The organism is Agromyces archimandritae (assembly GCF_018024495.1).
Taxonomy (GTDB): domain Bacteria; phylum Actinomycetota; class Actinomycetes; order Actinomycetales; family Microbacteriaceae; genus Agromyces; species Agromyces archimandritae.
In genome coordinates this window covers 2,102,518-2,115,575 of the sequence record NZ_CP071696.1, presented here as the reverse complement: position 1 = coordinate 2,115,575, position 13,058 = coordinate 2,102,518, and the positions used below count along the sequence as shown (strand labels likewise).

Below are 13,058 nucleotides of genomic sequence, written 5' to 3'. Positions count from 1 at the left end.
CCATGCGCGTCCACGTTGCCGACCACCCGCTCATCACCCACAAGCTGACGGTGCTCCGCGACGCCGATACGCCTTCGCCGATCTTCCGGCAGCTCGTCGACGAACTGATGACGCTGCTCGCCTACGAGGGCACGCGCGGCGTGCGGGTCGAGCCGGTCGACATCGTGACGCCGGTCGCGCCGACGACGGGGGTGCGGATCGCCGATCCGAAGCCGCTCATCGTGCCGATCCTGCGCGCCGGTCTCGGCATGCTCGACGGCATGGTGAAGCTGCTGCCGACCGCCGAGGTCGGCTTCCTCGGCATGGCCCGCGACGAAGAGACGCTGCAGCCGACGACCTACGCCGAGCGGCTGCCCGAGGACCTCTCGGATCGGCAGTGCTTCGTGCTCGACCCGATGCTCGCCACGGGCGGCTCGCTGACGGCGGCCATCCAGTTCCTCCTCGACCGCGGCGCGACCGATGTCACGGCGATCTGCATCCTCGCGACGCCGGAGGGCCTCGCGGCCGTCGAGCAGGCCCTCGAGGGGCGCGAGGCGTCGATCGTGCTCGGCGCCGTCGACGAGCGGCTGAACGAGCAGGGCTTCATCGTGCCGGGCCTCGGCGACGCCGGCGACCGGCTGTACGGCACGGTCTGAGGCTGTACGGCATGGTCTGAGCCGCCCGGCCGGACCCTCCTCGTTCGGGCATGCTCCCGCGCATCCCAAGTGATGATGCAGGATCTGCGGCTCGAGCGGGCCCCGCGGTGAAAGTGTGCGGGAAGATTCGCTGAATCGCTCTATTCTCGCAGATGCTTCGCGTCGAGTGGATGCCGGGAGGCGGTGCCGAGGCGGCATCCACTCCCCGTCGCACGGGGTTCGCGTTCCATGACGTCATATGGACGTCATGAATTGACACATCGCGTCGCATCGGTTTGACTCGCACCCATGACCGAGAACACGCGCCCCCTGACCGCCTGCGAGGCGAACGGGACCGCCGGCATGATGATGGCCGGCCGGGCGATCGCGTGTTGTCGAATGCACAGCTGACGCTCCGCACCACCGCCGAGTTCGCCGCCCCCGTCGCGGGGCGCACTCCCCGGAGCAGCGCTCCGCTCACCGGCCCGATCAGCGGGCCGCCTCGACCCGCAGGGTCTTTTGCGCACCATCATCATTTCTGAGGACTTCTCATGACTCTCACGCTTCCCGCTCCCGTCCGCAGCCAGTCCGCGCTCCGCACGCAGAGCCCGCTTCGCACCCAGGCACCGGCCCGGCCGCACACGCCGGCCCGCACCACGGCGCCCGCCGCTCCCATCGACCTCGCCGGCCGCCGCACGGCCCCGCGCCCCTCCATCCAGGCCGCACCCACCGCCCCGGCCCCGCGCGTCCGCGCCGTGCCCGAAGGCACCGAGGCCCGCGGCTTCGTCCTCTACGTCGGCATCGACGAGCACAAGGCCCTCACCGACGGCACCACGCTGCACCGTGTCGTCGAAGCGCTCCGCGCCCTCGCCGCCGACATCGCGCCCTCCTCCGAGACCTACGCGGCCGTCGCCCTCGCCCCCGAGGGCGCCGGCGGGCGCGACGTCGACGTCGTCCGCCTCGCCCTACAGGACCCGTCGGCCCTCGCCAAGCACCGCGACGCCGAACGGCCCGCCGAAGACCGGCACCCCGCCGGGGTCATCGTCGACATCTCGCGCAAGCGCGTGCTGCTCGACGGCGAACCGGCCGGCCTCACCTTCAAGGAGTTCGAACTGCTGCAGTACCTCGTGCTGCGCGAAGGGCGCACCATCGACCGCCACGAGCTCATCGAGGGTCTCTGGAACGCGAACGACGACGACGTGCCCAACGAGCGCACCGTCGACGTGCACGTGCGCCGGCTCCGCTCGAAGCTCGGCGATTACCAGGACATCGTGCGCACCGTGCGCGGCGTCGGCTACCGTTTCGACCGCCACGCGGACGTGTCGATCCGGCAGGCCTCGACGCCGAGCCCCGACGTGTTCTGAGGCGCGCGCGGGATCGAGTCGCGCCCGCGTGGGATCGCGCACTCGCGCCGCGCCCGGCACGGAGTGAACGCCCCCGGGCATCCACCCCGCTACCGCAGCAGCGTCGCGACCTCGCCGCACCCGGCCGAGAACGCCGCGAGATCCTCCTCGTCGGCGACGGGCTGCAGCACGACGGCATCCGCTCCCGCCTCCAGGTACCGGCTCGCGACCGCCGCGACGTCGGCCGGCGTGCCGGCGCCGGCGACCCGACGCGACTCGTCGAAGCGCCAGCCATCCTGCTCGGCGGTGACGCGCTCGCGCGCATCGGCACCGAACGCGGCGAGCAGGTAGACGACGACGCGGTGCGGTTCCCCGTAGCGGTCGGCCGCCCGCATCCCCTCGCCGATGAGCTCGCACGCCCGCCGCACCCCGTCCGGCGAGGTGCCGGCGGTGAGCACGGTGCCGTCGGCGACCTCACCGGTCAGGCGCAGGGTCCGCTCGCCCTCACCCGCAGCGAGCACCGGCACGGGCAGCGTCGGCGGCCACTCGAGCTCGACGCCCTCGAGGTGCACGTAGCGGCCGTCGGCATCCACCCGCTCGCCCGCCAGCAGCGCCTGCAGCGCCGGCACGTACTCGCGCATCAGCCCGAGCGGCGATGCGGGCCGGGCGCCGACCTGCCCCATCCAGCTCTGCACGCCGTGGCCGACGCCGAGCACGAAGCGGCCGGGGAAGAGCCGGGCGAGCGTCGTCGCCTCCATCGCCGTGAGCGCCACGTTCCGCAACGGCATCGGCAGCACCCCGACACCGACGGAGATGCGGGAGGTCCACGCGAGCGCGGCGGCGGCCGTCGCGATGCCCGACTCGCGGAAGCAGTCCTCCCACAACCACAACTCGTCGACCCCCGCCTCCTCGGCGGTCGTCACCGCTTCGCGCAGGCGCTCGGGCGGGAAGGACGGCTGGAAGACGGCTCCGACGACGCTCATTCGGCCAGTCTGGCAGGCACCTCCGACACGTGCATGTCGTCCGCCCAGCGCAGGCGGTAGCCGACCCCGCGGATCGAGGCGATCTCGACGCCGTCGACTCCCGTGAGCCGACGGCGCAGGCGCTTCACCGCCGACATGATCGGCTCGGTGTCGCCGAGGTATTCGCTGTGCCAGACGCGCTCGGTGAGTTCTTCGAACGACCACACCCGGTCGGGCTCGGCCGCGAGCACGGCGAGCAGGTCGAACTCGCGGATGGAGGGGTGCAGCTCGCGGCCGTCGATCGTCACCTCGCGGGCGGCGAGATCGATGACGAGCGGGCCGCGCACGATCGTGCCCACCCCGGCGACGGGCCGCACCGTCGGCACCGGCCCGGTCGCCGGCCGCACCGGCTGGCGCACGGCGCCGACCGGCCCGCGGTGGCCGCCCGGCGGCCCGAGCAGCGCCCGGGCCCCATCCACATCCGCCGTCACGAGCACCGCGGCACGGTTCCGCATGATCGCCGCGATCTCGGCGACCTCGTGCAGCGGCAACCCCACGCACACCACGAACGCGTGCTCTGTCGCCAACACCGGTTCTCCGGGCATCAGCCCCCCTCGGGCTCGTCAGATCCGTCGCACAGGTCTCTTTCAGATGCAGCACAGTCAATCGCATTCCCGCACTTCCGGGCAGGGGGTGGCGCCGTGTCGCCTGTTCGCGGGCCCCCTGAACGGGGGTTCTGACGTAAACCCGCCCCGCACCCGCACCGCTGGCGCGATCGTGCCTCTCGCCGGATCGCCACCCCCCGTTCAGGGGGCGGCGTTCCGAGTCGACCGTGAACCGCCCGCGAACCGCCCGCGAGCGGCCCTTGTCGCCCCCGACTGCCGGCGGGAGCGTGGAGGCATCCCCCGACCGGGGGTCCGGGATCGGCCTGCCATCCGCAGACCGACAGAACAAGGAGAACACGTGCAGAGACAACATCCGCTCGCCAAGAGGGCGGTGGTCGCAGCATCTGCGATCGCCGCCCTCCTGGTGTCGGCGGTGACCGCGAGCCCCGCGCTCGCGGCTCCCGCCGTCCCCGAGGATCCGGCCGACAAGTTCACCGCCGAGGCCCAAGAGGCGCTCGCCGGCGGTGCGACGGCCGACTTCTGGGTCCGCTTCGCCGACCGCGCCGACCTGTCGGGTGCTTCGAGCATCTCCGACTGGGGCCAGCGCGGCGTCGCCGTCCACGACGCTCTGAAGTCGACCGCCGACGCCTCGCAGGCCGACGTCGTCAAGGCGCTCGACGCCGCCGGCGTCGACTACCAGGCCCACTGGATCTCGAACGCCGTGCTCGTGCGCGACGGCTCGCTCGACCTGGCGACGCAGCTCGCCGCCGACATGGGCGTCAGCGAGATCCGCCAGACCGAGTCGCTGCCGCTCGAGGAGCCGGTAGAGAAGTCGCCGGCCGACAGCGGTGCGGGCATGGGCCTGCACGCCGTCGAATGGGGCGTCCAGGCCATCAACGCCGACGACGTGTGGGCGCAGGGCATCACCGGTCAGGGCATCACCGTGTCGAACATCGACTCCGGTGTCGACGGCGACCACCCGGCGCTCGCGTCGAAGTACCGCGGCCTCCAGGCCGACGGCTCGATCGTCAACGACTACAACTGGTTCGACGTCAGCGGGGCCTGCGGCGACGCACCCTGCGACACCGACGACCACGGCTCGCACACCATGGGCACCATGCTGGGCGACGACGGGGCCGGCAACCAGATCGGCGTCGCGCCCGGTGCGAACTGGATCGCAGCGAACGGCTGCGACACCTGTTCCGACGCGGACCTCATCGCCAGCGGCGAGTGGATCCTCGCGCCGACGACGGTCGCCGGCACGAACGCCGACCCGACGAAGCGCCCCCACATCGTGAACAACTCGTGGGGCACCCGCACGCCGTCGACGTCGCCGTTCATGGAGGACGTGCTGATCGCCTGGGAGGCGGCCGGCATCTTCTCCAGCTGGTCGAACGGCAACAACGGCCCGTCCTGCACGACGTCGGGCTCGCCCGGCAGCCGTACCGTGAACTACTCGGTCGGTTCGTACAACCAGGCCGGCAACATCTCGTCCTACTCGTCGCGCGGCCCCGGCCAGGACGGCGAGATCAAGCCGAACATCTCGGCTCCGGGCGAGAACGTGCGCAGCGCCTACTCGGACGGCACCTACGGCAACATGTCGGGCACCTCGATGGCCGCCCCGCACCTCGCCGGAGCCGTCGCCCTGCTGTGGAGCGCCGCTCCGTCGCTCGTGGGCGACATCGAAGGCACCCGCGCGCTGCTGAACGAGACCGCGGTCGACGTCGATGACACCACCTGCGGCGGCACCGCCGAAGACAACAACGTCTGGGGCGAGGGCAAGCTCGACGTGGCGGCGCTCATCGCCGCCGCACCCGTCGGCGACGCCGGTGAGCTCACCGGCACCGTCGTGGACGCCGAAGGCGACGCCGTCTCCGGCGCCACCGTCGCCGTCGAGGGCCCGACCACCCGCACGCTCACGACGGATGCGGCCGGTGCCTTCACCGTCGGCGTCGTCGCGGGCGACTACTCGATCACCGTCAGCGCCTTCGGGTACGCCACCACGACCGTCAGTGCGACGGTCGATGCCGGTGCGACGACCGAGGTTCCCGTCACCCTCGAGGCGGCGACGAGCTTCCCGGTCAGCGGCACGGTGACCGACGCGGCCAGCGGCGCGGCAGTGGCGAACGCCACCGTCGGCCTCTCGGGCCCGATCGAGGCTGCCACGACCGATGCGTCGGGCGCCTTCTCGTTCGCCGAGGTCCCGGCCGGCACGTACACGCTGTCGGCGACCGCCGGCGCATGTGCGGCGCCGTACTCGACCGAGCTCGTCGTGGACGGCCCCGAGTCGGTCGACGTCGCGCTCGACGCGCTGCAGGACGCCTTCGGGTACTCCTGCGCGGTCGGCACCGACGGGTACCGCGAGGGTTCGGACCTGGTCTCCATCACGGGTGACGAGGCCAAGGCCGAAGTCGCGCTTCCGTTCGACTTCCAGCTGTACGGGGAGTTCTACGACACGGCCTACATCTCGAGCAACGGTCACGTGAACTTCCTCGCGGGAGTGACGGTGTACTCGAACAAGGCGATCCCGAGCTCGACGGCCCCGAACGCGGTGATCTACCCGTTCTGGGACGACCTGAAGCTCGACGCGAACTCGGCCGTGTACACGGACGAGACCACGGTCGACGGCCAGGACGCCTTCGTGATCGAGTGGCGGAACGCGCACATCTTCGGTGACGAGACGGCACGCCTGTCGTTCTCGGTGACCCTGGTGGCCAACGGGGCGATCATCCTCGGCTACGGCGACCAGGCCGGTGACTCCGACCGCCTGACCGGCTCCTCGGCCACCATCGGTCTCGAGGACGCCGCCGGTGCGGTCGCGTCGCAGTACTCGTTCAACGAAGCGGTCGTGACCCCCGGGCTCGCGATCACCTACTCGCTGCCGCCCGCCGGCCGCGTGACGGGTGCGATCACCGACGTCAACGACACCCTGCCCATCGAGGGCGCCACGATCACCGCGACGCCGACCGCCGGAGGTGAGGCCGCCGAGACCACGACGGCCGCCGACGGCAGCTACGCGCTGCGGCTGCTCGTCGGCGACTACACCGTGACGGCCTCGGCCGACGGGTACAAGTCGAAGAGCAAGGCGATCTCGTTCACCGAGGACGGCCAGACGGCGAAGTTCAACTCGAAGCTGAAGACCGGGATCGCCTCGATCGACGTCGAGTCGTTCGAGTGGATCGTGGGCGAGGGCGAGCAGCGCCAGGCCGAGCTCAAGGTCACCAACTCGGGCACGGCGCCGCTGCAGCTGGAGATCGGCGAGATCGCCCGTGCGGCCAACGCCGACACGCCGACCCCGGCGCTGTCGCAGGCCGCGGCCAAGGAGCGCGCCGACGGCGGGTTCCAGTCGTCGCGGATGTCGCTGACGGCCGCGGAGGCCGAGCTCGCCGAGCTCGAAGCCGCGACCGAGGCGGCGGACACGAACGCCCGCACCGCCGAAGCCCTCTACACCGACGCGCAGCGCAAGGAGCTCTCCAAGCGCAGCATCGCCCCCGACGCCGAAGGCGACGTGCTCGCCAGCTGGGCGACGGGGCTGTCGGTGCCGTGGGGCGTCGGCTTCGACGGCGACGTGTGGATCTCAGATCCCGAAGAGATCACCAACACCCGCTTCAGCACGGCGGGCGAGCAGCTCGCTTCGTTCTCGTCGAACTGGGGCGGCACGTGGGCCGGCGACCTGGCGCAGGACACCCGCACGGGTGACATGTGCCAGATCAACGTCGGCGGCGACAACGCCATCCACTGCTTCGACCAGGAGACCGGCGAGGAGACCTCGGTGATCTCGGGTTCGGGCTGGACGGCCGTCTCGCAGCGAGGCCTCGCCTACAACCCGGCCGACGACGTGTTCTACACGGGCGGCTGGAACGAAGGCGTGATCTACACGGTCGCCGGTTCGACGCACGGCACGCCGGGTGAGCTGCTCACCCAGTGCTCGCCGTCGAACAGCAAGATCGCCGGTCTCGGCTACAACCCCACCTCCGGAACCCTCTGGATGGTCGACAGCGCGGCGTCGACGACGCTCACGCAGCTGACCCCGGGCGACTGCGCGACGGTTCGCACCGTGGCGTTCCCGAACCAGGGCGAGTATCCCGGCGGCGGCCTCGAGGTCGACGCCTCGGGTGCCCTGTGGGCGACGGATCAGCTCACCGGTGAGGCCTACCTCATCGACGTGGGCGACCCGCAGGAGACCGACGTGCCGTGGCTGTCGGCCGAGCCCGCCTCGGTCAAGGTCCCGGTCGGCGCGACCAAGACGATCACCGTGAACATCGACGCGACGGGCATCGACCCCGGCGTGTACGGCGCGAACCTCGTGATCGCCACGGGTGCGGGCCGCGTCTCGCAGCTGAGCGTTCCGGTCTCCCTCGTCGTGTCGGCCTACCAGGTCGGCGTGAACGCGGGCGGCGGCGCCTACACGGCCGGCGACCTCTTCGAATGGTCTGCGGACCAGGCGTGGAGCGACGGTGCGTGGGGCTGGATCGGCCAGCGTTCCGACGCCGAGGCGAAGGATGTCGCCATCGGCGGCACGACCGACGACACGCTGTACCAGACGCGCCGCACCGGCAGCTTCTCGTACGTGTTCGACGACGTGCCGGCGGGTACCTACACGGTCGATCTCGGCTTCGCCGAGTTCCAGAAGACGCCGAAGGAACGCGACCGCGTCTTCGACGTCCTCGTGAACGGCACCTACCAGCTGATCGAAGAGGATGTCGCAGCCGAGGTGGGCGGTCGGTACGCCGACAAGCACCAGCTCGTGATCGAGCACGACGGGGGCGACCTCACCGTGCAGTTCAAGGAGCGTCGCAGCTACGACTACCCGATCATCAACGCGCTGAAGCTCCAGGAGCGCGGCGACCTCTGAGTTCGCTCAGGGTCGTCCGGAGGCCCGGTTCCCCTCGGGGGGGCCGGGCCTTCGGCCTGTCCGGGGTGCGGATGCCGGGGCGTCGCCGGCCGTGTTCGGGTGCGGATGCCGCAGCGCGCCGGGTTCGTTCGGGCAGTGGATGCCGGGGGCCACGGCATCCATCGCGGGCATCGTGCCCGTCGCCCGACCGCGTTCCGACCGTATTCCGACCGTGATTCGCCCGTGTTCCGACCGTGAATTGCCCGTCGCGGGCTCTTGCGGCGACCCGCGCGCACCGGAAATCTGAGCTATGCCCCCCGAACGGGGGGTACGTTGCGGCCGGTCACGAGCCGGCCGCCGAACGCAAGGAGGATCCGTGACCAGACAGCATCCGTCCACGAGAAGGGCGGCGATCGCCACAGCGGCGGTCGCCGCCCTGCTCTGTTCGGCGACGGCGGCGACGCCCGCCCTCGCCCAGTCGGCCGACGACCCGGCCGGCAAGTTCACCACCACGGCCGAACGGCAGCTCGAGAGCGGTTCCGCCGACTTCTGGGTGCGCTTCGCCGACCGGCCCGAGCTCGACGCCGCCGCCGGCATCGCCGACTGGGGCGAGCGCGGGCAGGCGGTCTACGACGCCCTCACCGAGGCCGCCACCGCATCCCAGGCCGATGTCATCGCCGAGCTCGACGCCGCCGGCGTCGCCTACGAGCCGCACTGGATCACGAACGCCGTGCTCGTCCGCGACGGCTCGATGGAGCTCGCCACGAAGCTCGCCGCCGACCGCGAGGTCGCCGAGATCCGCCAGACCAGCGTGCTGCCCCTCGACGAACCCGTCGAGAAGTCGCCGGCCGAAACCTCGTCCATGGCGCCCAACGCCGTCGAATGGGGCATCGAGGCCATCAACGCCGACGACGCCTGGGCCGCCGGATACACCGGCGAGGGCATCACCGTCTCGAACATCGACTCGGGGGTCGACGGAGACCACCCGGCGCTCGCCCCGCACTACCGCGGCCTGCAGGCCGACGGCACGATCGATGACGACTACAACTGGTTCGACGTCGCCGGCGTCTGCGACGGCTCGCCGTGCGACAGCGACGACCACGGCTCGCACACCATGGGCACGATGATCGGCGACGACGGCGCCGGCAACCAGATCGGCGTCGCCCCCGGCGCGAACTGGATCGCCGCCAACGGTTGCGCGACCTGCTCCGACGCCGACCTCACCGCGGCCGGGGAATGGATCCTCGCCCCGACCACGGTCGCCGGCACCGACGCCGACCCCGCCCAGCGCCCGCACATCGTGAACAACTCGTGGGGCACGACGCAGCCCACGAACGACCCGTTCATGGAGGACGTCCTGGAGGCCTGGGAGGCCGCCGGCATCTTCGCCAGCTGGTCGAACGGCAACAGCGGGCCCTCGTGCACGACGTCGGGCGCGCCCGGCAGCCGCACGATCGCCTACTCGGTCGGCGCGTACAACTCGGCCGGGTCGATCTCCTCGTTCTCGTCGCGCGGCCCGGGCCAGGACGGCGAGATCAAGCCGAACATCGCCGCCCCCGGCGAGGGCATCCGCAGCTCGTACTCCGACGGCAGCTACGGCTCGATGTCGGGCACCTCGATGGCCGCCCCGCACCTCGCGGGCGCCGTGGCGCTGCTGTGGAGCGCGGTGCCGTCGCTCGTCGGCGACATCGAGGGCACGCGTGCCGTGCTCGACGACTCGGCCACCGACGTCGACGACACCACCTGCGGCGGAACCGCCGACGACAACGCCGTCTGGGGCGAGGGCAAGCTCGACGTGGCCGCCGCGATCGATCTCGCGCAGAACGGCGCCGTCGAGCCCGAGGAGCCGAACGACCCCGAGGAGCCGGGCGAGCCGACCGACCCGGGCGACGGCGATGACGGCAGCGACCCGTGGCCCTGGTGGCCGTGGTGGCCCTGGTTCTGATCGGGCGCCCGTGACCGGGCATCCCTGATCTGAGCCTTCCTGACCGGGGGGCCGGGTACCGCACGTGGCCCGGCCCCCTTTTCCATGCCCGCGAACGCTTCCGGGGGTCGAATCCCGCCATCCGCCCGGCCGTTTCCGCATGAACGTGGCGGGATTCGACCCCCGGAACGCGAGAGAGCGCGTCAGCGGGCGGGGGCGGATGCGTCGGGGGCGGATGCGTCGGGGGTGGATGCGTCGGGTGCGGCGGGCACGTCGGGGGCGGGGTGGATGCCGCGGCGCGCCGCCGGGAACGCTTCTCCCACTGCGAGAGGGCGACCGCCAACAGCAGCGAGAGCCCGTAGAAGAGGTCGTTGACCCAGCGCGGCGCGCCGGCCAGCTGCAGGCCCTTGATGCCGACGGCAAGCACGTACATCGCCACGACCGTGCCGAGCACGTTGAAGCGCCCGCCGCGGAACTGGGTCGAGCCGAGGAAGACCGCCGTGAGCGCCGGCAGCAGGAAGCTCGGGCCCACCGTCGGGTCGCCGGCGTTCAGCCGGCTCGTGAGCAGCGCCCCGGCGAGCGCGGCGAGTGCCCCGCCCGCGACGAGGGAGCCGATGCGGAGGGCCTCGACGTTCACGCCGGCGAGGCGGGCGGCGTCGGGGTTGAAGCCGACGGCGTACATCCGCCGCCCCACCGGGGTGCGCTCCAGCACGTACCAGCTGATGACGGCGAGGGCCAGCAGCACCCAGACGGGCACGGTGAGGCCGCCGAAGCGGGCCGAGGCGATCTCGCGGTAGGCCGGGTCCAGGCCGAGGATCTGCTGGCTGCCCGAGACCCACGCCATGCCGGCGAGCAGGATCGAGCTCATGCCGAGGGTCGCGATGATGGGTTCGACCCTCAGGCGGGTGATGACGAGGCCCGTGACGAGGCCGATGAGGGCGCCGACGACGATGACGGCCGGCAGCTGGAACGCGATCGGCAGCCCGGCCTTGCCGAGCATCCACGCCGAGAGGATGGCGGTGAAGCCGACCTGGGCGCCGATGGCGAGGTTCAGGCTGCCGGCGACGAGCGGGATGAGGGCGGCGATGGCGGCGATGCCGGTGAGGGCTTCGGCGTCGAGCAGGGATCGCCAGACGCCGGCCTGCAAGAACTTCTCGGGGATCCAGATCGAGAACACCGCGAAGATGACGATGAAGATGTAGATCGCGCTGATGTTGCGGAACGACAGGGCGCGGGCGAGGTCGCGGCGTGCGGTCATGGATGCTCCTGGTGCTGGGCGGGTCACGGGATGCCGTAGCCGGCGGCGACGAGCCGGCGTTCGGTGAGGTCGTCGCCGGCGAGTTCGGCGGCGGGGCGGCCGGCGCGCATGACGATGACGCGGTCGCAGACGGTCGCGAGCTCCTTGGCGTCGGAGGAGGCGACGAGCACGGCGGTGCCGGCTTCGGCGGCGCGTTCGACGGCGGCGTAGATGGTGGCCTTCGCGCCGATGTCGACGCCCTGGGTGGGTTCGTCGAGCAGCAGCACGGCCGGGCGGTCGCGGAGGGCGCGGGCCATGACGATCTTCTGCTGGTTGCCGCCGCTGAAGAGCGCGATGCGCTGCTCGGGGCGGTTCGGGCGGACGGATGCCTCCGCGAACCGCCGCCCGGCCTCCTCGCGTTCGCCGGCGAGGTCGATGCGGCCGAACGCGCGGGTCAGGCTCTTCAGCTGCGGCAGGGTGAGGTTCTCACGGGCGGTGAGCTCGCGCACCATGCCGTAGCGGGCGCGGTCGCCGGGCACGAACGCGATGCCGCACGCCAGGCTCGCCTTCGGCGGGCCGGGCGTGGCCGAGCGCCCTGCGACGGTGAAGACCTCGGCCGTGGCCGGCGTCGCCCCGTACAGCAGCGACGGCACCGCCTCCCGGCCCGAGCCGAGCACGCCGGCGACGCCGACGATCTCGCCGGCGCGGAGGGCCAGGTCGAAGGATTCGACGCTGCCCCCGGCGAGGCCGCGGACCTCGAGCACGGCGACACCGGCATCCCGAGCCGCACGCGTGTGCACGACGGAGGCCGCATCCGCGCCCGTGATGAGTTCCACGAGCCGCGCTTCGTCGACCTCGGCGACCGGCTCGTCGGCGACCTTGCGGCCGTCGCGGAGCACGACGATACGGTCGGCGAGGCCGCGCACCTCGTCGAGGCGGTGCGAGACGAAGATGACGCCGGCGCCCTCGGCGGCGAGGCGCCGCACGGCTTCGAAGAGCACCTCGACCTCGCTGCGGTGCAGCGATTCGGTGGGTTCGTCGAGCACGAGCACGTTGCCGGGGTGCTCCCAGCCGTCGAGGGCGCGGCTGATCGCGACGACGGCGCGCTGCGCGGGGCTCAGCCGGGTGAGGGGCACGTCGACGTCGAACGCCGGGCCGAAGCGTGCGACGAGCTTGCGGGTGCGCTCGCGCATCCGCCGCCCGCGGTCGGGGGCGAGGCCGGCCGCGCCCGTGCCCCGGGCGAGGGCGAGGTTCTCGGTCGCGGTGAGCTCGTCGACCAGAGCGAGGTCCTGGTGGATGAAGTGCAGCCCGGCATCCGCCGCGAGCCGCACCTCGCCCTCGTCGGCGGCGTACACGCCGGCGAGGATCTTCACGAGCGTCGACTTGCCGGAGCCGTTGTGGCCGACGACGGCGACGATCTCGCCCGGGTGGACATCGAGATCCACCCGGTCGAGCGCCACCAGCCCTGGGAAGGTCTTGGTGAGCCCGGTGACCCGCAGCAGCGGGGCGGTTGTCTCCACGGAGCGTCCTTTCGTTCGG

Annotated in this window: 7 protein-coding genes and 1 pseudogene; 4 read left to right on the top strand and 4 right to left on the bottom strand. The window is 72.0% G+C overall.

Translation table 11 applies throughout. From position 1 onward, the window contains the following. Positions 1-2: 2 nt before the first annotated feature. Together upp and G127AT_RS09590 are read left to right on the top strand one after the other, a co-directional pair. Positions 3-635, top strand: a complete 633-nt coding sequence (gene upp, locus G127AT_RS09595) for a uracil phosphoribosyltransferase (protein ID WP_210896350.1) — start codon at positions 3-5, stop codon at positions 633-635. A gap of 530 nt (positions 636-1,165) precedes the next feature. Beyond that, positions 1,166-1,978, top strand: a complete 813-nt coding sequence (locus G127AT_RS09590; protein WP_210896348.1) for a winged helix-turn-helix domain-containing protein — start codon at positions 1,166-1,168, stop codon at positions 1,976-1,978. An 89-nt stretch (positions 1,979-2,067) separates the two neighbouring features. Here G127AT_RS09590 and G127AT_RS09585 read toward each other — a convergent pair whose 3' ends face one another. Further along, a complete protein-coding gene (locus G127AT_RS09585) occupies positions 2,068-2,940 on the bottom strand; it encodes an LLM class flavin-dependent oxidoreductase (RefSeq protein ID WP_210896346.1) in 873 nt (290 codons plus the stop codon). Further along, on the bottom strand, positions 2,937-3,524 hold the full coding sequence (locus G127AT_RS09580; protein WP_210896344.1) for a winged helix family transcriptional regulator: 588 nt from the start codon (positions 3,522-3,524) through the stop codon (positions 2,937-2,939). Before G127AT_RS09580 ends, G127AT_RS09585 begins: the two co-directional genes overlap by 4 nt. Before the next feature lie 358 nt (positions 3,525-3,882). On the opposite strand from G127AT_RS09580, the gene G127AT_RS09575 reads away from it, so the two are divergent. Both G127AT_RS09575 and G127AT_RS09570 read left to right on the top strand, forming a co-directional pair. Next, a complete protein-coding gene (locus G127AT_RS09575) occupies positions 3,883-8,379 on the top strand; it encodes a carboxypeptidase regulatory-like domain-containing protein (protein ID WP_210896342.1) in 4,497 nt (1,498 codons plus the stop codon). Positions 8,380-8,734: 355 nt separating this feature from the next. Then, positions 8,735-10,303 carry a S8 family serine peptidase gene (locus tag G127AT_RS09570; protein ID WP_210896340.1) on the top strand — a complete coding sequence of 523 codons (1,569 nt, stop codon included), beginning with the start codon at positions 8,735-8,737 and terminating at the stop codon, positions 10,301-10,303. Positions 10,304-10,679: 376 nt separating this feature from the next. Here G127AT_RS09570 and G127AT_RS16385 read toward each other — a convergent pair. Beyond that, positions 10,680-11,540, bottom strand: a pseudogene (locus G127AT_RS16385) (ABC transporter permease); the annotation flags it as partial. A gap of 23 nt (positions 11,541-11,563) precedes the next feature. Further along, the gene (locus G127AT_RS09560; protein WP_210896338.1) at positions 11,564-13,039 is read right to left on the bottom strand and encodes a sugar ABC transporter ATP-binding protein; all 1,476 of its coding nucleotides are present in this window, start codon (positions 13,037-13,039) and stop codon (positions 11,564-11,566) included. Positions 13,040-13,058: the final 19 nt, after the last annotated feature.